The organism is Enterovibrio sp. QJM3NY_24 (genome assembly GCF_057786035.1).
Window position 1 is genome coordinate 346527 of record NZ_CM173520.1, and the last position, 22879, is coordinate 369405.

Genomic DNA, 22879 nt, shown 5'->3' on the forward strand with positions numbered 1-22879 from the left:
GGAAATAACGGAATACAGAATGAACGAGTTAATGACGCGTCGCGTACCTGTTCGATGGATGCTGCTATTTGCTACCATCTTGCTATACACCGCCATGGTGAGTTCCATCACACTGGGCCCAATGGACATCAGTATCACGGATAGCTTAAAAGCCTTACTCCCAATAAAAGCAGACCTGCCAAATTATGTCAGCGTTATCATTCAGCAAGTGCGCTTACCTAGAACCCTGTTAGCCATTTCCATTGGTGGCATTTTGGCTATCTGTGGTGCTGTGATGCAGGGGCTTTTCAGAAACCCACTGGCTGACCCAGGTATTATTGGCGTGTCCGCTGGTGCTTCATTAGGCGCAGCGATTGCCATCGTGTTGTTTGGTGGAGTCATTGGACACACCGCCTTTCTAACAATGGGTACGGTTCCTCTGTTTGCATTTCTCGGCGGCGCGGCGGCCACTTTCGCCATTTACTACTTGGGCACAAACAGCAACGGCACATCCGTCACGATCATGTTGCTGGCTGGCGTAGCGCTGGGCGCAATTGCTGGTGCGGGAATGGGGCTGCTTAACTATTTTGCTGATGATCAGGCGCTGCGTGATTTATCACTATGGACCATGGGATCGTTAGCAGGCGCATCGTGGGATGCGATCATTCTGGCCTATGTTTCGTTGTTTGTACTGGCATTTTTCTATCAACGAAACGCCAAAAAACTCAATGCGCTATTACTCGGTGAAGCAGAAGCGCGTCACATGGGCATCAATGTACAGGCATTAAAGCGCCAGCTGATCCTACTCACTGCTGCTGGCGTCGGTATCACCGTCGCGCTGTCAGGGATGATTGGTTTTATCGGCCTCGTTGTACCACATATCGCGCGCATGCTGACGGGACCTGACCATCGAACCTTGCTGCCTGTTTCGCTGGTGCTTGGTGGCCTTATTTTGCTGGTCTCAGACATGATTGCACGAACCATTGTGGCACCTTTGGAAATCCCCGTGGGGATTATCACTGCAGCCATCGGGGCACCCTTCTTCTTGGCGCTATTGCTAAAACAACGAGGACGACTGGCGTAATGAGTATTGAAATCAAACACGCTTCGCTTTCAATGGGCAACAAAGTCCTACTCGATGATGTTAGCGTTCGGTTTAACAGCGGCGAACTGACCATTATTCTTGGCCCCAATGGCACGGGTAAAAGCAGCTTACTAAAACTGCTCAGTCGAGAATGGCCGTGCAATGGTGAGCTTAATTTCTATGACAAACCCGCGCCTGAATGGAAACCTGAAACTCTGGCGCAGTCTGTCGGTATCTTGCCGCAATCTAGCAGCTTAACGTTTGGCTTTACCGTTAGAGAAGTCGTTGAACTCGGTGGGTTAGCGTTGAGCGTGCCGCAGCGAGAGATTAACAACATTGCGACTGCCAATATGACGCAAACCGATGTTCTTCATCTTGAAGACCGGCTTTACCCAAGTCTCTCTGGCGGTGAAAAGCAACGGGTGCACCTCGCACGCGTATTAACACAAGTATCCAGAGCAGCAAGAAGCACAGTACTGATGTTGGATGAACCCACATCAGCATTGGATATCGGCCACCAACACAAGACATTACGTCTGGCAAAGCAACTAGCCAACGAGGGATCTGCCGTGATCGCCGTGATCCACGACCTTAATCTGGCATCACAGTACGCCGACCGCGTCATCATGCTAAATAATGGTAAAATAGTGGCGGACGGAGCCCCGGAAGCTGTCTTAACCTCGACCAACATTGAAGCAGTTTATGGCTGGCCTGTTCAAGTTATCCCCCACCCTGAACAGAACTATCCAGTGATCTTGGCCTAAACGGTTAACGTCCCATACCAAACCTATTTAAGCGCTCCTTTGTGGAGCGTTTTTTGTTTAATACCAATTCTTCACCCACAGAAACCCAAAACATGGCTAAATTTTTGGTATGGCGCAGTTTTGCTACGACATCACTGTTTAACGATACTACGCTGTAGAAAAAGCGATATAACGCTTAGAGTCATTCTGTATTAAGTCACTTAAGTGTCTTGGTATAAACAGTCTTACTCTCTGAGCATCAACCAAAACAAGGGTCTTATAATGATTCGTACGGGTATTGTTGGCTTTGGCTTTTCTGCACAAACCTTTCATCTGCCGTTTCTCTCTGTCCTGCCTGATTTTGAGCCTGTCGCGGTCGTGTCTTCTCAACAAGCACTTGTTGGTCAATTGCTTCCACAAGCTAGCTGTTATTCAAATATCGAAGCAATGCTGCGCGATGCTGACCTTGACCTTGTCGTTATCACTACACCTAACGACACCCACTATGACTTTGCCAGACAAGCGCTAGAAGCGGATTGTCATGTTCTGTTAGAAAAACCCTTTGTAGTCAATAGCGGTCAAGGGTTAGATTTACTGCGTATATCCAATACGCGCGGTAAGATTCTGTGTCCTTACCAAAATCGACGTTGGGATGGCGACTTCCAGACCGTTAAATCACTCATTGATTCAGATGAGTTAGGTAAGATTCGTGTGTTTGAATCGAATTTTGACCGATTCCGCCCTGAAGTGAAGCAACGTTGGCGCGAACAGCCTGGTGATGGCGCAGGTATTTTGTATGATTTAGGTTCACACCTTGTTGATCAGGCGCTTTTTCTATTTGGTGAGCCTTTGGCTATCACTGCTCATTGCAAAGCGATGCGCAATCAATCGAAAGCCACTGACTATTTTCACATGACCCTTCACTATTCAGACAAAGAAGTCATCCTCAATTCCAGTCCATTCCGATCGGGTAAAGGCGCGCGATTTGTCGTTCAGGGTGATAAAGCGACCTTCTCTTGCTTTGGTTTAGACGTACAAGAACAACAGTTACGTGACGGTGTCACAGTGACATATTCAGAATTTGGCCGCCAACAGCACCAAGGCAAGCTAGAAATCGGTGACAACGTCACTGAAAAAGATATCGAACTCGAATACGGCTGCTATTCGGATCTCTTTGCGCAACTCGCAAGCGCAATTCTAAACGGCACACCTCCGCCTGTTGATACCTATGATGCAGTAAAAGTGATTTACGCTTTAGAACTGGCACAGCACTCATCTCAGGCAGGTAGAACCGAGCGCTGGGAGTTCTGATTTACCCTCTCGTGACTCAGTTATTCACTAATGCCAGCGTGTTAGCTGGCATTGGTAAATCAATAAAATCTTAACCACTCTGCCATCTCTGGATGTCGAACCTTTCTCCTACCATTTTTTATCATGAGAGCAGTCATCGGTACTTCCTTAGCCCTCCCTTAGTTTTCCTCTACTTTGGCCATTCGGTGCCTTAGGTAGCGAAATAAAGTAATGCCCCATTTAATCAGCAATGTAGTGGTTTAATGATCCCGGACACCATTTAAGGTGGTAAAGTCACCACTAAAGAAAGAGGTGTTCCATGACAAGACAACGTCGTTCATTCTCCGCTGAATTTAAACTAGAAGCAGCCTGTTTGGTACTTGACCAAGGGTATTCAATTGCTGAGGCTAGCCGCTCATTAAACGTCGGTGAAACGGGACTCAGACGCTGGGTCACACAACTTGAACAAGAGCGCGGCGGTAGTACGCCAGTTTCCAAAGCCTTAACGCCAGAGCAGCAGAAAATCCAAGAGTTAGAGGCAAGGATCCATCGACTTGAACGAGAAAAATCTATTCTAAAAAAGGCTACTGCTCTCTTGATGTCGGACGAACTCGAACGTACGCGCTGATAGACCAATTGAGAGAGCAAGAACCGGTAGAATTGGTCTGTGCTGTGTTCAATATCGCCACGTCGACTTACTATGAGCACTGCCAACGACGCCATGATATTGATGCTGAACGTTTGCATCTTCGTAGCGAGATCAACCGACTGTTTACGCTGAGCAGAAGCTCTGCGGGTAGTCGCACTCTGGTCGACATGATGACTGATCTCGGACATAAGATTGGACGATTCAAGGTTCGCCGATTGATGAAGATGCACAACTCATCAGTAAGCAACCCGGTTCACATAACTATAAGCAAGCCTCGATTGAACGGCCAGATATTCCCAATCAGCTTGATCGTCAGTTCACTGTCGACGCCCCAGATCAAGTATGGTGCGGCGATATTACCTATATATGGGCGGGTCATCGTTGGTGCTATCTTGCCGTTGTCATTGACCTGTATCGCAGACGGGTTGTCGGTTGGGCCATGTCTGACAGTCCTGATGCGGCATTGGTGACAAAAGCGCTGTCGATGGCGTATGAGCAACGAGGAAGACCAAGTGGCGTGATGTTCCATTCGGATCAGGGGTCTCAATACGGCAGCCGCCAGTTTCGACAACACCTGTGGCGGTATCGGATGACACAAAGCATGAGTCGCCGTGGCAACTGTTGGGACAACGCTCCGATGGAAAGGCTATTTAGAAGTCTAAAATCTGAATGGATACCAGCAACAGGCTATGCATCTTTCGCTGAGGCATCCAAAGATATCAGCCATTACCTGATGAGCTATTACAACTGGAAGAGACCGCATAGTTATAACGGTGGTCTTCCACCTGCGAAAGCTGAAAATCGGCCTAATTTACTGTCCGGAATGAGTTGACCACTACACAAGAAGATGAGGATAAGCGCGGCAAAAGTAGCGCTAATAGCGTCGAAATAACAAGTTATAGTGCGTATAAGTTGAAAGATAGGAGGCGTCAGGTCGAATAATACATTTCAGATACAAAAAAGCCTGCACAAGGCAGGCTTCTATAGGATGAATCTAACACGTCAACTTTCTATGTTTACATCATGCTCTTTGCAATCACGTAAACCAACATGCCCGCGAGCAGCCAGAACACAGACATATTAAACTTACGCAATACAGCAAAACCGACCACCACTGCCACCATGTCGGCAATACCATGAACCGCTGACACCCAAACTGGCTGATAGAAAGCAGCAACAAGCAAGCCGACCACCGCAGCATTGATCAATACCACCGACCCTGCAAACTTATTGTGATTCATGACTTTTTGCCATACGGGTATCGCGGCAAACAGGAGCAATGCACCCGGCAAGAAAATGGCAACTGTAGCAATGACACTGCCGATCACAGGGTGAATACCATCCATCGATGCGCCAACGTAACTAGCAATCGTAAACATGGGCCCTGGAACGAGCTGCGCAGCTGCATAGCCTTCGACAAGTGCATCACCCGTTACTGCATCACCAATAAGGGGCTGCAGCAATGGCAACACGACATGGCCGCCACCAAACACAAAACTACCCGCTTGATAGAAATGGCTAAACATACTCACTAAGGGCGCACTGCTCAGGGTCGGCAATATTAGAAGTGCTGCAAAGACACCGAATAGAACCAATGTTTGTAAGAGGCTCGTATCTTTGTTCGCTTTGGCTTCGGTAGACACTGGTTTACGGATGAACAACCAACCGAGTATGCCTGCGACAACGATTGGCAATAACTGTGCAAGTAACCCTGACTGCCATAAAATCCAGCTTGCAGACCCCGCACAGACAATAAACGTGACGGCGTCACTGATAAATTTACGCGCCATTGTCCATATGGCGTCAGCGACAACGACTACGGCTAACAATTTGGCCGCAGAAATGAGTATGGTCAACCATGTCGCATCGCCAAGGCTTGCACTATACATAGCTGCGAGCGTCAACAATAAAAAAGATGGAAACGTGAAGCCAACGAATGCGGCAATCGCCCCCAGATATCCTGCTCGGTGATAACCAATGAACATACCCAACTGACTGCTTGCAGGACCAGGTAAAAACTGGCACAAGCTCAGTGCCATCGAGAATTTCTCTTCTTCAATCCATTTGCGCTTATCCACGAATTCACGTTGGAAATAGCCAATGTGGGCAACAGGCCCGCCAAAACTCATACAACCAAGAACTAAGAAACGAATAAATACGTCAAGCATTACAGATGTACCTCCATGATTGAGGCCGATTCTATCGGACTTCACCACATTAGTAGAAACAATTCATATCGATGATCACTATTAACTGCATCAATTAACTCACCGATACTCTGATCTGCCCGTCTTAATTTTGTTGCTTGGATCAGTAAGATCCGTTCTTTTTCTACATTTGTATGTAAGTGCACACTAACTAGCACCATGGTTGTTTCCACACGAAAACAATGATCTTTAATTGTTTAAAAATCAGTGGTTTAATTGGAAGTGAAAACCATGATTCTTAACTTGTACTGTGTGAAATCTAGTTACAAATGGCGATCTTGAGTCAACTTTATTACAAAGTTGGATCAATAGTCCCTGTTCAAAGTTAATGAGCCTTTTTCCTCAATCGCTCACGAAGATTAAAGTGAGCAGACAACAAGCATCGTCTTTTGTCAGTGGAAAATGCGCACTTCTGTGGAAACCATATGCGTGATTGCAATGAGTTGGTTTGTTATGGCTGTTTACCCTATTGGAAGAATTAGTCGCCATAGGTTCATCTGTACTACTCGCTTAATTCATGATGAGCTATCTACAATAACAACGTAAATTACGCCATGTGACACTGTCACTCGTTCAGTGCTCATGAGTTGTGATACGCTATGCCCTTCTTCTCATAGACGAAATTTCCGCATGTTAGATAATCTTCAGCAAATGGTTATCCTCGCTACCGTCGCGCATGAGCAACATTTCACGCGTGCCGCTGAGTTTTTGGGGATATCTAAATCACAAGTCAGCAAGCAGATCCGCTATCTTGAGGAGCGTCTAGGCGTTCAACTTGTGCAACGAAATACGCGTTCGGTCGCGTTAACGGAAGCGGGTAAACAGTACGCCGCGTTTGGCCGACAGATTGTTGAAACGATGCAAGATGCGGAAGCGATGGTTGCGGGCTATCGAAACGAGATATCAGGCCGCTTGAAGATTGGTATTGCTCAATCATTTGGCAATGCGCAGATCACTCGTTTGCTTTCGACATTTCAAGAAAAGTATCCCGCGCTAGAATTGGAAGTGCATTTATTTGACCACCGCCCAAACTTGGTCGAAGACGGTTTTGATTGTTGGCTAGCTATTCATGAACATCCACCTGAAGGTATGGTGGCGCGTAAATTAGGGGATTGTCAGTTTAAGATTGTCGCCTCTTCCTCGTATTTGAACACGCATGGCGAGCCGAAAAATCCTGCTGAACTCAGAGAACACAACTGTATTACGTATCAGAGTGTTCAACGTACTTACGATCAGTGGCTATTTCAAAAAGATGGAAGCGAACAATCTGTCACCATTCGCGGTACGTATCGGATCAATAACGCACCCGCGGTTTTAGAGGCTGCAAAGTCGGGTGTCGGCATCGCCTATATCGCAACATATTTGCTGAATGACGAAATCGAATCTGGTCAGTTGAAAGTATTGATGCCGAGTTGGAAGCCGACGCTCAAATTACCCGTTTATGTTGTGTATCCAAGAAGGGAGTTCTTAGCGCCGAAGGTGAGGCATTTTGTTGATTTTCTTGCGGAGAACATCGACGTGACAAACAATCAACGCTCGTCATTTTAGTCTTTAACAGGCTAAAAGTCAGAGCGCTATGATCGAACAACATTACACGTGCAGATAAAACAAAAAAAGAGTGACAACGTCACTCTTTTTTTTGTTATTTTTGTCTTAAGTATCTTATATTATTGAAATTTTTACTGAGCATCCACTTTCTTGTCTGTTGGCATCGCATACATGGATGTCACAATCTGCGCCACACCCTCAGGCAAAGAAGATATCTTACTGTCAAAAAGTGCGCGATCACTGTCAGTTATCGACGAATGATCTTTGCCAGCTGCAATATAATTCGACGGGAACAGATGATAATTTTGATAAATCTGACGGTCGATTTCAGCAGCGAGGGCAACCGGTGTTTCGAACTCATTCCCAATAACGTCACCAAACGCAACGTGGATACGACGTTTTTGTCCGACGATCCCTTGAACAATGCTTTCAATGTCTTCGAACTCACCTTTCTCATAGCCACCATCTTCTTGCTTTCGGTAAAGCTCATTGGCTTTAGCTGCATCACAGGGATCGTTTTCATAAGAGATCGTAACAGGGACAATACGCAATGATGCGATGTAATCAGCAAAAGGGATCTTTTCGCGACGCCCTTCTACATGAAACATTTTCAAAATAGCAGGATCAGTTTTGTCGTTTCCATCTTTGGCACGACCTTCTTTTTGTGCAATCCACACTGATTGATTTTCATCGATCGAATGTTTGATATAAGCAGACAGTTGTCCCAGAGCCTTCATCATTTCACGTGGCCCTTTGGCCGAACGCTTAACAATAAAACTCTTGTTCAACTTCATCAATTCGGTGGCGCAAGGCTTTTTCAGCAAATTGTCGCCAATGGCGATTCTTAACGTATCAAAGCCTTGGGTGTGAAGGCACCAGTTTACCATTGCCGGATCCATCGCAATATCACGGTGGTTTGAGACATACAGATAGCTTTGATTAGGGTCAAGTTTATCTACGCCACTCGTCGTAAATCCTTCCGATGAATTTTTGATCATTGATTGCATGTAGCTCGATACATTCAATTGAACATCACGAACCGAGTTGATTTTTCGCCATTTAGCGCGAAGGTATAATTTCATGAGCGGTTTTAGTAACCACCCGATAGTCCCTGACAGTCGAGAGAAACGATATTTTAGGATAGCCGAAATGAATTCGTCATCATTAACCAGGCGCTCAATGGCTGCCGGAACTTCATCATCGCGATAAGGGCGAATTTCTAAAAACGGATCGTTAGTTTGTGGCACGAGACTCTACTTACTCCGATAAAAACTGCGACATTTTACGCGCTTATAAGAATTGGAACATGGTTTTGATCGTCATTCATGACAGGTTGGAGGTCATACCTCCCTCTCTACGAGTCAGATCGTAACAAATTGATTATTTATCGCTCAAGAAGATACTCACAGCTTGATCTAGTTAACAAAACAAAAGAGTATGTGCGCGTCAGAACGAGAGAAAATCACAATGAAACAAGCTATCGAATTTAATCACTATCGTGCAGACACCATGATTATCGGTGCACGCAAGAAACAACACTATGCAAGTTACCTCCATGTACATAAAGGTACGGCATTAATACGCCTTGGTAAGGCCGAATTGCCCGTTTGCGCTAACCAAGGTTTCTGGCTACCGATTGACTGCCTCAATGCTGTTACCATCATGAAAGGCTCTCAAGTATCAACGCTAAACTTCTCTGTTCGTTCAACCGCTTTGCTGTCTAATCAGGCTGGCTTTATTGAAAAATCGCCGTTGATCACTGGCATCATTGAGCAACTGCACGCTCGTCAAGAAAAAGGCAACGAAGATTGGGATGCACCATACGGTCGACTACTTCGTTGTGCTCGTGACTATTTAGCCACTTTAACACCCCATGATATTACCACGGACTCGTTCCGCCTATCGATGACATCGCTAGATGCTTTAGGCAACGGCAAAGCTTTGTCAGAAAACACGGGCAAAGCCTTGGAACATGCACTCGGTTTATCAACAGAAGACATTGCGGTTCAACTACGGGTGCGAGAGTGGGTGCGCCTATACAAATCGGGACGCTCAATTAAAAAGATAGCGCTAGCTGTGTCACTTTCTGAAACTGAAGTTGAACAACTACTGCGTCAAATAGCAGGTATCAGTTAAACGGCAGCTGCATTTGAAGTAAAAATTCGGTATCGCTATCCTCATGCCAACGCATATCAAATCGATACCGAGCATCACTGATTTTCGATTCCGTACTGAAACTAAAGTTCAAACCATGGTTCATAATCCAATCTTCGGTTGAACTCTCTTTAAATGAAAGTCCTTGGTATTCCTCAGGCTTCCATATACCAAAACCATAGAATGTAGTGCCACTGGAAGTCGTTAGATATTGAGGAACGTCTAAATCATACTTCCAACCATCCCAAATTGATGGCAGTGGGATATCTTCCACTGTCCATTCAATCACACTTCTTTCATATGACTGAGAAAAGTGAACGTTATACGCCCCTCCATTCTTCAATGTATCGGCTTTCGGTGCTTGTTGTTCAAGGTAAGCAGCATGTAAAAGTGACGGTGTCACTAATAGCCCTAAAGCGACACTTATTTGTTTTATTATCTGAGTCACAGTCAACACATAATCCTACAAGGTAGTTAATCCAGGAGACAAAAAGAAGGCATCTCTAAATTGGAATGTTTTTATATTTTTTGTTTCGTTGCAAAGACGAAGGCCTGCGGTTTGTCAGTCTGACCTCTTCGCTTTATTCCATCGCGCTAAAATCAATCTTTGTCATATTCGCAGCCACCGTTGGCGTTGTCAGGTCTGAAATATCTATATTTTGTTCGAGTCTTTTCCTGATCTCCGTACTTCTCACCGGCACACTTTCAGGGCATGCCAGCACGCTCCAGCGCTTTAGGATATCTTGAGAGCGATAGAATTTTTCAAAGCTTAAAAAATTGTCAGGCCCGAGTACGAAGGTGAGATCAGAATTGGGATATTGCTTCTGAATATGGTTCAGCAACGCCCACGTTGTCACTGCACCTTCTTCACCTAAGCTTTTTTCATCTAAATAAATGTCTAGATTTGAACAACCCGCATCTTCAATGAACCCTTTCACCCATTGGCAACGTTTGGTGAAATCTGCCATCTTTTTTCCCCAAGCATGTGAATAACTTGGAACAAGCAACACCTTGTCGTAGTGCGCTAGTCGTTGCACCACACTTAGGTGACCAAGACTGGGAGGATTGAATGCACTACCAAAAATGGCAATTTTTTGATGTAAGTCCGTATTGACCATTATTAATCGTTTTTTGACAATGAGTTACATATAGATACTGAATCAGGCTGTAAGGTTCAATCTATTTCTCACAAAAGCATCACTAAGTGGGCAATAAAGCAACATCGGCATCATACTGCTCAAGCGTGGCCATTCGGGTAGATCAATCTCATGGCATAAAACGTACTTATTTCAACCAATAGGTCTTTATCTCAATGAATGTTCATGATTTTGGCATCGAGATATTGCAGAATAGAGCAAAAGAGAAAATGAGGAATCCCGCGAAATGGAACAAGCTATCCGCGCAGAGATGCGAGTACTGCCAACTATCGATGCAGAATTCGAAATACAACGTCGTGTTAACTTCATTAAGAAACGCTTGGTCGATTCAAGAACCCAATCCTTGGTGCTAGGCATCAGCGGCGGCGTTGATTCTTCAACCTGCGGGCGTTTGGCTCAACTTGCTGTTGAGCAGCTGAATCAAGAAACAGGCACCAATGACTATCAGTTCATTGCCGTGCGTTTACCTTATGGGATTCAACAAGACGAAGATGAAGCACAACTTGCGCTGAGTTTCATTCGCCCTACCCATTCTGTTAGCGTTAATATCAAAGACGGTGTTGATGGGATGCATTCAGCCACACTGGCAGCACTCGAAAATACAGGACTGACGCCAACTAACAACGCAAAAATCGACTTCGTGAAAGGCAATGTTAAGGCACGCGCTCGCATGGTCGCACAGTACGAAATCGCAGGTATGGTCGGCGGGCTTGTATTGGGAACGGATCATTCGGCAGAAAACATTACAGGTTTCTATACCAAGTTTGGTGATGGAGCCTGTGATCTTGCCCCGCTTTTTGGTTTGAATAAGCGTCAAGTTCGCCAACTTGCCGCCCAACTGGGTGCACCAGATCTGCTCGTGGTTAAAACACCAACAGCAGATCTGGAAGAACTGGCGCCTCAGAAAGCCGATGAAGATGCGCTTGAGCTCACCTATGACGAGATTGATGATTTCTTGGAAGGCAAAGATGTGTCAGATCGCGTTAAAGAAAGACTTGTTCATATCTATACAGTGACTCAACACAAGCGTCAGCCTATCCCTACGATTTACGACGACGAATAATTTCTTATTCGACTTCATAGATAAAAAACGCGCCTATCTTGGGCGCGTTTTTGTTTCGGACAATAAAAACCAAAACAGCATTCGGTATAACGTGTTTTTAGTACCGTCCTATTTTATCTCCAACCTCAATCAACATATCTAACTCCCACCAGATCATCTCACACAGTCCATGTCGGTATGTCGCTTTACGAAATTCAGCATGCTCTGATTGATACATTTTGTATTTTTCATGATGAAAGAGGCGGCAAGCTTTAACATTGGCAAGCCTGTCACACGATTTTACGATAAGTGCAAGACGTGCGGCCTCACTGGATTCATCAAGCTGGATGAGTCTTTGATGAAGTTGATGCTTTTTACTTTTTCGATCGCCACCCATGGGATCGGTGACATAGCTGACAGACAATCCAATCATGCCGCCAAACTCGACGACGAGCTCATCAACACTTGTTGTAGTGTCTTCGAGTATATCGTGCAATTGGGCAATGATCATGGCGTTGATACCGAAAGGCTGTGCAAGCCTTTCAACATCATCGAGGTGCACAGAATAGGGGAATTCACCATAACGCTGCCCTTCATGTCGGGCTCTGGCAAATGTTCTAGCTAGCAGTAAACGATCATTCAAGGCGATACCTAATATGTTGCACGTGAACTGTAAATAGCTTTACAAATTCAACGTGATTCAATATATGTATAGATTACCGCTAGAAAACAAAAAGAAAAACGGCCAATTATTGGCCGCTTTCACATTAATCATCTTTTTTTGATGCTTCGCGTTCTCGGATCTCGTTTGCCACAATCATAATGGCTTCTCCGCTGCTCATGCCTTGCGCCATCAGTGCGTGAATACGATCAGCAGCAACTTGTTGCTCTGCGTGCGTTAATGTAGGCGAAAAGTTCATACGCGACCTCAAATTCTTACGATAAGAAGTCGCGTATTCTACTGCCCAGCGGGGGCAATGTCACCTTAGAAGGTGAATGCCAACTGTGCAGAGGCACCATAACTGTTCTCATCAATAATCTGAGCAGCTATATCAAAGTGTACTGTATTGAAAGGCGACAAGCCGAGACCTAACGTCACGGTGCCGTCCAGGGTATCTTCCATGTCTTGAATATACCCTGCTCGTACCTGAGCCCATCCCCACGCGTTAAATTCCGTCCCTAAGCGAACCAACTGCGTATTGTCTTTTATCTCTGGTCCACTTGGTGCTGAGAAGCGTTTTTGCTCATTCAAATCAATATCTAGGGCTAACGTGAATAAATCAGTAACAAATGCCCCACCCACTGTGTAAAGTGGCGCGATCTCATACGTATATTCGCGCGTATAGAGTACCGTCTTAATATCTTGTGCAATCAGATTTTTTGCTGCAAAGCCAACACGAAATGGGCCCGTTTGCCACGCTGCGCCCAAATCCACGTTGAACACGCTTTCTTCTGTTTGATTGGCATCTGAATCCCAATCATCAGCATCAAAATCATCAATCGAGACTTCGTAGTGATACGTATAATACTTCTGCGATTTCGGGGTGATACCTAACGCAATACGTTGGCCAGCAAATTCGATATTTCCCCCCAACGCTAGCCCAACATCAACCACTGCAAATGCCAACACACGAGCTTTTGACGTTAATGTTGGCGCTGAGCCTAATCCGACATTTTCAATGGCTGAAATATCAGCATCTTCCACTTCGGGCATGATTATGGCTTCGGTGTAGCCTTTAACATAAAAGTTACCCGATATGGTCGATGTGGGTACGGCTATCGCACCACCAAATCCGCCACTAACATAAGCCACTTTGTTTTGGAGATTTTCAAGGGCATTGGCCGTTGCCGTAACATTGTCAGGGTTTTGAGGATTATTTGAAAAACTATCAAATACACCACTGAAGTCTTCCAAGGCATCGACAAGATCATCAGGATCGCGATACTGAATACCGATGACCGGAAACAGCACTCCAAATGCGGAATCTGGCTCTAACGCTACCAATGCTGGGTTATGAAAACCAGCAGTGAGGTAGCTTGCTGCTGCTGTGCCTGCGCCACCCATTGCATCAATACGAGGATCAATACTGTAATTTGCTGCAAGTGAAGGTAAAGAAACCATGGCCAAACTGACTGCGAGTAAGCTTTTCTTCATAACATGAATTCCATTTCTGATCATCAAAGGTCAGGAGACTTAAGCACATATCAATGACACGCTGTCTCTCTGTTTGTTTACAATCATGATCTTAGTCGACGATAAGTATCAACTTGGAGACACGTTTTAAAGGTGTGACATCACTCATGTGTATGAGCGAAATATGTGCAGAAAATAGTAGGGATATTCGCAAATAGCCTCAACGACGACTTACTTAACGTCTTTGTTTAATGACAGTTCTTTTAAATCAATATCGGGTAAATCAATTGATCGAGCAATGCGTTGAACATCTTCAAATAAAATAGCTCCCTGCCAACGCCTTTCTATCAACGCCACTGAAAACCAATACTGTCCATTAGGTACATCTATCACCGGCAACGATGTAGGCAAGTTTTTGTCTTTATCTTCTGACCAAATGGGGGCATCTTCCACGCCAGTTTGCTGATAAAGATTCATCGAGAGAAATGGACGCGGGCAAGTGCTCTTGAGATCTATCCTTGGCGCAATACGCCAGCTTCTGCTGTCTTTCCAACTGATCTTTTGGATCGGCTCAGGTTGAGCAATAAGCACCCATGATGACCAAGCCTCTCCTTCTTTGGAAGTGAGGTCGAGCTTGTAAAGACCCGCAGGAACAGCGCCGGCTACCGCTTCAAACTCCAACTTGAATTGGTTTTCGTTTTCCTCTGTCAGTTCTGAAAGAATCAACGATTGATTGGGCCATTCCGCAAATGAAAGGCTGGCTATCCCTTGGTTGGAGTTGCCATAAATGGAGAACTGATAGTAAACACGGTTAGGGGTTTGAACCGTTTCACGACGAATCACCATACTTTCCAGCCAGCTAGGCAAAGACAAGGTGCTCAAACTTCTTCCACAGTCTTCACTGATCGCCAAAGACAGTAATTCAGTCAGATGACGATGCTCAGTACTGGTCTTTTCTTGTTGCCATGCTTCCACCATCGCATCAAAACTTTCTGCGGTATTTCCTTCCAACAAGCGTTGATGAGCCGATGTCAGCGCATCCGATCCACTAAACCATGCACAGACACCTTTCAGGGGCAGCGCTATCATGACGAAAAGAAATACCGCGCGAACCATTATTGCACTTTCATCCTATATCCCACACCGCGAAGTGTTTCGATATCAATTTCAGGTAGCTTTTGGCGAAGCTGAAGGACATGAGTGTCTACCGTACGCGTCGTCGGGTAGTGGTTGTAGCCCCACACTTGATCCAACAGTTCGTCTCGCGTAAATACACGTCCCGCATTTCTCGCTAGAAACGCCAAAAGGTCGAATTCCGTTCGTGTCAAAATCACTTCGTTATTAGAACAAATCACACCACGTGTTGACAGGTTGATACGCAGTTTACCCACGACGATATCGTCGGAATCAACATCGTCTTCTGATGCAGGTTTACGTAAATGCACGCGAATACGTGCCAATAACTCAGCCTCTGCAAATGGCTTTGTCATATAATCAGTCGCGCCGGAGTCAAGTCCTCCCACTCTGTCCCGCACTGACACCATTGCGGTTAACATGATCACAGGGACTTCTTTAATTTTTCGCCAATCCGGCAACCAATCCATTGAATCGCCTTCCGGCAATTGACGGTCCAAGACGACCAAATCAGCATCCGCCCACAATGCTTCTACTTTGCTTGCACAATCTGCGTACAAACATGTATATCCGTTTTGCTCAAGACTGGCCAATAGGCCATCTGCTAGGTTTGCGTCATCCTCAACGAGCAACAGAGTCGTTTGGGTCACAAGGTATCTCCAAAATAAACGTCGTTGGAGGGCCGATAAGTATTAATTGGCCCCCCATCCTTTCAATCATCGATTCAACAATTGTCAGTCCAAGCCCTAGGCCTTTCTCACTGACAAAAGGTTTACGTATTGTTTTCCAATCCTTCGCGGTTAACTGTCCCTGATCCTGTACTTGAATCTTCAGTAAACCATTACTGATTTCGGCATTCACCTTAACGGGTGCGACACCATATTTCTTTGCGTTGCTTATAAGGTTGTCTAGCGATGTCGTCAACCAATAAATGTTAACTGCAACACACCCATCTTCTTTGACAGCCAATTCAACATCACGTTCTTCACAAATGTAACCCAGCCACTCAGAAAGCGAAGGGATATCCTCTCGGACAAGCTGTTGCTGATTCGATTGCAAATAATCTTTGCTCGCTTCTGCCAATTGCTTGAGACGCATTGAGTCTTCACACAAACGCCGAAATTCATCATAAAGCGCTTCGGGGAGGCTATCGAACTTACGCCTGAAGCCTTCAACCGTCATAGACAGACTCGCAATCGGAGTGCGAAGTTCATGCGTCAAAATTTGCAGTACTAGCATGCGTTCTTGCATCAAGCGTCTTTTGACTGTCCAACGGTTGAATACCCAACCGGCTATCCACAAAAGGTTTATCACTGCCAATATGACAACAAGATTCGACCAATATGAGGGGGCTTGTTCTTGGTTCCAACAGACATTGCCTATACGAGACAAACAATACGCGTCGTTATCCGTTGGGGATGCTAACAAATCGCGTTTTTCAAGCAACGGAAGCCATACATCGATACCATAAATTTTGTATTGGCTGCCTTCACGCAGCCATAGCTCTTCACCAGACAGGATTGATTCGGCCCCATCATTTAGCGCACTCACGCCGTTTTCAGGCATCCGTTGCAGACGCCCTAACAAAGTATCAGGCGGCGCAAGTAGGCGCTCTTTTATGTGAAAGAAGCGAAGAAGCTCATCTCTGCGTTCGGGGAATTTCTCGACGTACTTCGCCGCATAACTTCCCCCACCAGGGTGAATAAGATTCGATCGTGAAAACCAAACAGGTGGCAAGCGAGTGTTAAAACACAGCGCACGCGTGAAAACCAAAGGATCCGTAACCAATGGGCTAACAGGCCACGCGCCTTTGCATTTCTCAGAGGCTTGATAAAGTCGTTTCAAATCTTTCAGGGGGTAGTTTACGGACTGAGGCAATAAGCTGCCCGCTACCAATAGCGGCTTGGGATATTCGCTATGAACAGCATTCAATGTATACGCTGCCGCAGGTCGCTCTAATAAGAGTGATGACCTGAAAGCACCGAGTTGCTCAGGGAAAGATCCGTTGGCCAGTATATAAGGGCTGACAAAAGACAACATGATAAGTAGGAACGTACGCATTCGAAGAGAGTAGCATCAAAATATTACCAATTGTCAGTACTTTGTCAGAGTGAACGCTGCAAATAAACCTGTTGGCTACTCCTCATACAAAAAAGGCCAGCTTTCGCTGGCCTTCCTATAACGCTACTACGGCTAGAGCGCGAGATTAAAGTGCTTTCGCAATCGCTTCTACGCTTTCTTTCGCATCACCAAACAGCATTGCAGTGTTCTCTTTGAAGAACAGTGGGTTTTGAACACCCGCATAACCCGTATTCATTGAGCGCTTAAACACGATAACATTCTTCGCATTCCACACTTCAAGAACAGGCATACCCGCAATTGGACTGTTAGGATCTTCCATTGCTGCTGGGTTAACAGTGTCATTCGCGCCGATAACTAGAACCGTGTCCGTCTGTGGGAAATCATCATTGATTTCATCCATTTCAAGCACGATATCATATGGCACTTTAGCTTCAGCAAGCAAAACGTTCATGTGGCCTGGCAAACGACCCGCTACAGGGTGAATACCAAAGCGAACATTGATACCTTTCGCACGAAGTTTTTCCGTAATGTCCTGAACAGGATACTGCGCCTGAGCTACCGCCATGCCGTATCCTGGCGTGATGATAACCGAGCGAGAATCTTTCAGCATTTCTGCTACTTCTTCTGCTGAAGTTTCACGATGCTCACCATACTCAACATCACTTGCTACAGAAACTTCCTGACCGAAACCACCGGCGATAACGCTGATAAAAGATCGGTTCATTGCTTTACACATGATGTAAGAAAGAATCGCACCAGACGAGCCTACCAGCGCACCGGTCACAATCAACAGGTCGTTTGCCAGCATGAAACCCGCTGCCGCTGCTGCCCAACCTGAATACGAGTTCAGCATTGAAACCACAACCGGCATGTCCGCACCACCAATCGATGCGACCAAGTGGTAACCGAACGCGAATGCAATCAACGTCATTATGATCAGCGCAAACACACTGCCATCAGCTTTCACGAAGTAAGCCATCAACAATGCAGATGCCACGATCGCTGCCAAGTTAAGCTTGTGCTTATGTGGCAGATTCAGCGCAGATGAAGAAATGATGCCGCGAAGCTTTCCAAAGGCAACGATAGAACCAGTAAAGGTTACCGCACCAATGAACACACCCAAGAACACTTCCACCATGTGGATAACGTGCTCAGTGTGCGCAAATTCGCCGCTGTATTCTGGTGGCGCGAGAAAGCTGTTAAAACCGACCAATACCGCAGCCATACCCACAAAGCTGTGAAGTACGGCAACCAGTTCTGGCATTTCAGTCATTTCAACTTTCTTGGCGTAATAAATACCGATCGCGCCACCGATGATCATTGCAAGAATGATCCAAGTGATACCTTGAGAGTACGGGCCGAAGATGGTTGCAATCAATGCAATCGCCATACCCGCCATACCGTAATAGTTACCGGCTCTCGCTGACTCTTGCTTTGATAACCCAGCCAAACTCAGGATAAAAAATAGTGCAGCAACAATATATGCCGCTTGTGCTAGTCCTGCAGACATTCCTTGCTACTCCTACTAATCTTTACGGAACATTTCAAGCATGCGCTTGGTAACGGTGAAACCGCCAAAAATGTTAATGCTTGCAATAAGAACCGCAATGAATGCGAGGAAGGAAACCACACCATTACCTTGTCCAATTTGCAACAAAGCACCGACAACGATAATGCCTGAGATGGCATTTGTTACTGACATTAGCGGCGTATGCAGCGCATGGGTAACGTTCCAAACCACGTAGTAGCCAACAACACACGCCAAAACGAACACCGTAAAATGAGACAAAAACGCAGGTGGCGCGACAGAAGCAACCCAACCAAAGCCACCCAAAGCAACAGCCAGCCCCGCCAGTTTCTTCTTCGTTGAAACCGGTTCGTTAACTTTCTTCTTGGCAACAGGTTGAGCGTCTACTTTGGCTTGTGGTTGAGCAGAAACTTGAATGGGTGGCGCAGGCCAAGTGATTTCGCCGTCTTTGACCACGGTTACACCGCGAAGGACAACATCGTCGAAATCAATGTTGATGTTGCCGTCTTTTTCTTTACAAAGAAGCTTCATCAAGTTAACAAGGTTAGTACCGTATAACTGAGAAGATTGCGTAGGAAGACGGCTTACCATGTCGGTGTAACCGATCACTTTAACGCCGTTTTCAGTCACAATGACCTTATCAGCTTCGGTGTATTCGCAGTTACCGCCATTAGCCGCAGCAAGGTCGACAATCACGCTACCCGCACTCATCGAATCAACCATTTCTTTGGTGATAAGCGTTGGCGCAGGACGACCAGGAATAAGCGCGGTCGTGATAATGATATCTACGTCTTTCGCTTGTTCTGCATAAAGCTCAGCCGCTTTGCGATTGAAATCATCAGACATTTCTTTCGCATAACCATCGCCACTGCCCGCTTGTTCTTCGAAAGCGACTTCGAGGAACTGCGCCCCCATACTTTCGACCTGCTCTTTTACTTCAGGACGAACGTCAAAGGCACGAACAATAGCGCCAAGGCTACCCGCAGCACCAATCGCAGCGAGACCTGCAACGCCAGCACCAGCAACAAAGACTTTCGCTGGCGGCACTTTACCCGCAGCGGTGATTTGACCCGTAAAGAAACGACCGAATTCGTGGGCAGCTTCAACCACGGCACGATAGCCCGCGATGTTCGCCATAGAGCTCAACGCATCTAGCGCCTGTGCACGTGAAATACGTGGAACCGCATCCATTGCCAGTACGTTGATTTTTTTAGAGGTAAGTTGCTGCATCAATTCTTCGTTCTGGGCAGGCCAGATGAAGCTTACAAGGGTTGCACCCTCTTTGATTCGTGCAATTTCGTCAACGCCAGTCTCTGCGTTTTTCACAGGTGCGTTAACTTTAAAGATGATATCTGACTGCCATACGGAATCGGCATCAGCGATTTTTGCTCCAGCCTGCTCGAAAGCAGCATTGTCGAAACTTGCTAGTAATCCAGCATTGCTTTCAACAACAACTTCGAAGCCCATTTTAATCAGCTGCTCAACCGTTTTCGGCGTAGCAGCCACTCGCGCTTCATGCGCAAGTATTTCTTTTGGAACACCAATTTGCATAGTTAGTCCCTGACTATTGGCAGTATGAGTAATTTGTTTGTAGCGAACTGAAAAGGCTTAATCAAGCATTTTTGTAGTAAAAACACCAAAATAATCAATGACCAGCTTAAAAACGAGTAAATCTTAATGACTTTTAGTAATAAAATAACGCCATTTGTTTGTGGACAGAGGTCTTACCTCCAAACACTCACAACGATTAAATTATTGATTAAATGCTAATTTAGCCATCAAACTCACTAGGCCACTTTTCGATTCCGCACCCATTTGAATCCTTGGTGTACTATTTGACCTAAAACACAAACATTTGCGTTGATCTCGGTCACCTAGCTAAACATTCTTTCACCCATTTGATCGATAAAAAGTTGAGACTTTTTCATCATAAGGTCTGTTGCACCCGCTTCACTCAGAAGCAGATCCGACCGAATAAATTGATGTGTGCGGATTTCGCCATCGATCTCTTTGCAAATGCGACCACTGATGCGAAATTGACCGCCTTCGGCCTTCGGCTCTGGATAAATGAGAAAACCTTTGTATTCGGTTGGCTCTACCTCTTTGCTAGGCTTATCTTTATCGCCAAACAACCAGTTAAACAATCCCACGCAATCTCACCTTCTATGGTTCTTCAATAGTAATCAATCATACTGACGAACTGCGTCTGGCTTGTCTATACCCAAACAACACACGGTACACACCACGAAAAAAACTAAATAACAATGATCGCTAAAACTTGCGCTGATGGTGAGACAATCAATAGTGATGAGGATGAGTGTATCAATGAGTAAATTTGATGTTCAGAAGGGAAAAACAAAAAACGCCGGTTCGTCACCAGCGTTTTGTCTATTTCTTTTCAAGTGGTCATGAAAAAATTAGCGGATCAGCCCGATATCGCGCTTGATGTGTTCTGGCAAATCATTCGTTGAATGAAAGGCTTTGTTCGCATCGTTGTTGCGCAGTACGTCCATCACATGGGCAATCAATCCTTTGAAAGAAACCGCATAGTTTTTTTGCACTTTATCTACAGAAGTCATGGCTGGGCCAAGGTTTACTAGCTGTGTCATGTTTGCCTCACTATGTGATTGTCTTTACTGCACAAATTCTATTCGCATTCCCATACTTTATGAAATGACATTATTTTCTCTTTCAAATTAGTTTTTCTAATATCAAAAATAGAAATTGTCACCTTCAGTTGTCAAAAATACGCATAATACTGGGATTCTACGATTGGTTACCTAAAAATTACGCATTATTAGATTTTATTTATCAATGTATTTTCATTCTGATAACATCTCGCTTTAACAATGAAGGTCGAGACTCTCTTGCTGACATTTCTTAGTAAACACTCATCAGTACTTCTTATTGTCGCCGCACTTTTAGGTTTTACTTTTCCTACTGTGTCAGCGGCCAGTATCCCTTACCTGCCATATGTACTGTTTACACTCATGCTGTTTACTCTGATTGGGATTAATCAACGTGCGTTAGTTCAGGCTATCTTTAATCGCGCAGCATGGCTCTATGCACTCGCACACGGCGGCGTCACTACCCTGTTTGTTTCCAGTATTGCTTTGCTGTTTGGTGCCAGCACTGAATTGCTCATGGCAGCAACTGCCGTGTGTGCAACCGGGAGTCTTTTTGCCACCCCTGCCATCGTAAGGTCAGTGGGATTTGATCCATTAATGGCAATGGCATTTACTATATCGAGTACCCTGATGATGCCCGTCATTTTATACATCAACCTTGCTGTGTTTAGCGGGGATGAATTCTCTCTCGATCTACAAAGTTATTGTTTAAGACTGATTATTTTCATCTTCGGCCCCATGGTGATTGCCTCCCTCATTCATAAATATGCTTCCCAAAAACACCTGTCTCGCATCCACGGTAAATTGGCCCAGTTCACCATATTGCTGGTGTTCAGCTTTCCGTTTGGTTTAACCGGCCAATACCGAATGCTTTGGAACGACGATAGATCCTTTGCTATCTCTATGTTTTTCATGGCTTTCGCAATTTGCGTTTTATTTTTCATGATTGGATTGGCATTGTATTGGAGAAAAGGGCGTGAAGCGGCTTATGTCGCAGCGATTACATCCGGCAATCGAAATGTTCTCTTGACCTACTCGGTGGCAGGCGCATTTTTGGGCCCGCTATATTTGCCGCTGGTCGGGGCATTGCAGTTTCCCATTTTCTTGCAGCCTATTATGGTGAAGTTTCTATTGAGAAGACGAAGTAAAAAGGAGCAAAGCGTAGAGATGAATAAACGAAAAACTGAGTGATAAGAAAAACGACAAACACCAACACGACGAACGTGCTGTCTAGATTTTTAGCTTAAAACAATCTTTTAGTCTGATGGGCCCTTGTCTCAGACTCCCTTTCGCCACGCTTAGGCTATTTGTGGTTAACCACCAGCGCCTGGCACGAAATACACCAACGATAGCCATGCCGCCACCCAAAAGGCTATTAATCCGAAGTCAAACCAATCGCGTTTTTCTACCATGATTTATTCCCCTTTTAACACATCACTCATTATATCGACACGGTATCCGGCTTCTTGAGGCCTTTCGGATATATCTAATTCATAGACGGCAAAAGTCCGCCTTGTTTCC

At 45.4% G+C, this 22879-nt stretch carries 21 protein-coding genes and 1 pseudogene; 8 read left to right on the forward strand and 14 right to left on the reverse strand.

The features are described 5' to 3' along the window. The first annotated feature begins 19 nt into the window (after positions 1–19). The 4 genes and pseudogenes from AC3CIC_RS17990 to AC3CIC_RS18005 all read left to right on the forward strand — a co-directional run. Positions 20–1063 (forward strand): FecCD family ABC transporter permease, encoded by a 1044-nt coding sequence (locus tag AC3CIC_RS17990; RefSeq protein WP_488516580.1) that lies wholly within the window; start codon positions 20–22, stop codon positions 1061–1063. Further along, entirely contained in the window at positions 1063–1827 is a 765-nt protein-coding gene (locus tag AC3CIC_RS17995) for a heme ABC transporter ATP-binding protein (RefSeq protein WP_394209692.1), read from the forward strand. The genes AC3CIC_RS17990 and AC3CIC_RS17995 overlap by 1 nt, the downstream gene beginning before the upstream one ends. Before the next feature lie 261 nt (positions 1828–2088). Then, positions 2089–3117, forward strand: coding sequence for a Gfo/Idh/MocA family oxidoreductase (locus tag AC3CIC_RS18000; protein WP_488516581.1), 1029 nt, complete (start codon positions 2089–2091; stop codon positions 3115–3117). 298 nt (positions 3118–3415) lie between these two features. Continuing rightward, a pseudogene (locus AC3CIC_RS18005) lies at positions 3416–4574 on the forward strand (transposase); the annotation flags it as partial. A 187-nt stretch (positions 4575–4761) separates the two neighbouring features. Here the strand turns inward: AC3CIC_RS18005 and chrA are convergent. Further along, positions 4762–5913 carry a chromate efflux transporter gene (gene chrA, locus AC3CIC_RS18010; protein ID WP_488516582.1) on the reverse strand — a complete coding sequence of 384 codons (1152 nt, stop codon included), beginning with the start codon at positions 5911–5913 and terminating at the stop codon, positions 4762–4764. Between the two features lie 669 nt (positions 5914–6582). On the opposite strand from chrA, the gene AC3CIC_RS18015 reads away from it, so the two are divergent. Beyond that, the gene (locus AC3CIC_RS18015) at positions 6583–7500 is read left to right on the forward strand and encodes a LysR family transcriptional regulator (protein WP_016958743.1); all 918 of its coding nucleotides are present in this window, start codon (positions 6583–6585) and stop codon (positions 7498–7500) included. Positions 7501–7631: 131 nt separating this feature from the next. Here the strand turns inward: AC3CIC_RS18015 and AC3CIC_RS18020 are convergent, their stop codons facing one another. After that, positions 7632–8747: a 1-acyl-sn-glycerol-3-phosphate acyltransferase gene (locus AC3CIC_RS18020; protein ID WP_017003512.1), complete on the reverse strand. Its 1116-nt coding sequence runs from the start codon at positions 8745–8747 to the stop codon at positions 7632–7634. 220 nt (positions 8748–8967) lie between these two features. Between AC3CIC_RS18020 and AC3CIC_RS18025 the strand changes: the two genes are divergently transcribed. Then, positions 8968–9636 carry a hypothetical protein gene (locus tag AC3CIC_RS18025; RefSeq protein ID WP_488516583.1) on the forward strand — a complete coding sequence of 223 codons (669 nt, stop codon included), beginning with the start codon at positions 8968–8970 and terminating at the stop codon, positions 9634–9636. Here the strand turns inward: AC3CIC_RS18025 and AC3CIC_RS18030 are convergent. After that, positions 9629–10102, reverse strand: coding sequence for a hypothetical protein (locus AC3CIC_RS18030; protein WP_241819242.1), 474 nt, complete (start codon positions 10100–10102; stop codon positions 9629–9631). The two genes, AC3CIC_RS18025 and AC3CIC_RS18030, sit on opposite strands and share 8 nt — an antisense overlap. Positions 10103–10235: 133 nt before the next feature. Then, on the reverse strand, positions 10236–10772 hold the full coding sequence (locus AC3CIC_RS18035) for a nicotinate-nicotinamide nucleotide adenylyltransferase (RefSeq protein WP_488516584.1): 537 nt from the start codon (positions 10770–10772) through the stop codon (positions 10236–10238). 265 nt (positions 10773–11037) lie between these two features. Between AC3CIC_RS18035 and nadE the strand changes: the two genes are divergently transcribed. Further along, a complete protein-coding gene (gene nadE, locus AC3CIC_RS18040) occupies positions 11038–11874 on the forward strand; it encodes an NAD(+) synthase (protein WP_488516585.1) in 837 nt (278 codons plus the stop codon). A gap of 97 nt (positions 11875–11971) precedes the next feature. On the opposite strand, the gene AC3CIC_RS18045 is transcribed toward nadE, so the two are convergent. The 10 genes from AC3CIC_RS18045 to AC3CIC_RS18090 form a co-directional block, all read right to left on the reverse strand. Continuing rightward, the gene (locus AC3CIC_RS18045; RefSeq protein ID WP_394209703.1) at positions 11972–12496 is read right to left on the reverse strand and encodes a phosphohydrolase; all 525 of its coding nucleotides are present in this window, start codon (positions 12494–12496) and stop codon (positions 11972–11974) included. A gap of 124 nt (positions 12497–12620) precedes the next feature. Further along, the gene (locus AC3CIC_RS18050) at positions 12621–12773 is read right to left on the reverse strand and encodes a YoaH family protein (protein WP_016958750.1); all 153 of its coding nucleotides are present in this window, start codon (positions 12771–12773) and stop codon (positions 12621–12623) included. A 65-nt stretch (positions 12774–12838) separates the two neighbouring features. Further along, a complete protein-coding gene (locus AC3CIC_RS18055; protein ID WP_488516586.1) occupies positions 12839–14008 on the reverse strand; it encodes a conjugal transfer protein TraF in 1170 nt (389 codons plus the stop codon). A gap of 210 nt (positions 14009–14218) precedes the next feature. Beyond that, positions 14219–15103 (reverse strand): DUF2861 family protein, encoded by an 885-nt coding sequence (locus AC3CIC_RS18060; RefSeq protein WP_488516587.1) that lies wholly within the window; start codon positions 15101–15103, stop codon positions 14219–14221. Beyond that, positions 15103–15771 carry a response regulator transcription factor gene (locus AC3CIC_RS18065; protein ID WP_016958753.1) on the reverse strand — a complete coding sequence of 223 codons (669 nt, stop codon included), beginning with the start codon at positions 15769–15771 and terminating at the stop codon, positions 15103–15105. Before AC3CIC_RS18065 ends, AC3CIC_RS18060 begins: the two co-directional genes overlap by 1 nt. Beyond that, on the reverse strand, positions 15743–17182 hold the full coding sequence (locus AC3CIC_RS18070) for an ATP-binding protein (RefSeq protein WP_488516588.1): 1440 nt from the start codon (positions 17180–17182) through the stop codon (positions 15743–15745). Before AC3CIC_RS18070 ends, AC3CIC_RS18065 begins: the two co-directional genes overlap by 29 nt. 145 nt (positions 17183–17327) lie before the next feature. Then, positions 17328–18713: a Re/Si-specific NAD(P)(+) transhydrogenase subunit beta gene (gene pntB, locus AC3CIC_RS18075; RefSeq protein WP_016958755.1), complete on the reverse strand. Its 1386-nt coding sequence runs from the start codon at positions 18711–18713 to the stop codon at positions 17328–17330. Between the two features lie 15 nt (positions 18714–18728). Next, a complete protein-coding gene (gene pntA / locus AC3CIC_RS18080) occupies positions 18729–20282 on the reverse strand; it encodes a Re/Si-specific NAD(P)(+) transhydrogenase subunit alpha (protein WP_488516589.1) in 1554 nt (517 codons plus the stop codon). 323 nt (positions 20283–20605) lie between these two features. Further along, positions 20606–20881, reverse strand: coding sequence for an HlyU family transcriptional regulator (locus AC3CIC_RS18085; RefSeq protein ID WP_488516590.1), 276 nt, complete (start codon positions 20879–20881; stop codon positions 20606–20608). Between the two features lie 267 nt (positions 20882–21148). Beyond that, the gene (locus tag AC3CIC_RS18090) at positions 21149–21340 is read right to left on the reverse strand and encodes a hypothetical protein (protein WP_407333846.1); all 192 of its coding nucleotides are present in this window, start codon (positions 21338–21340) and stop codon (positions 21149–21151) included. Positions 21341–21598: 258 nt separating this feature from the next. Between AC3CIC_RS18090 and AC3CIC_RS18095 the strand changes: the two genes are divergently transcribed. Then, complete coding sequence (locus AC3CIC_RS18095) at positions 21599–22549, forward strand: hypothetical protein (RefSeq protein WP_488516591.1); 951 nt, start codon at positions 21599–21601, stop codon at positions 22547–22549. Positions 22550–22879: the final 330 nt, after the last annotated feature.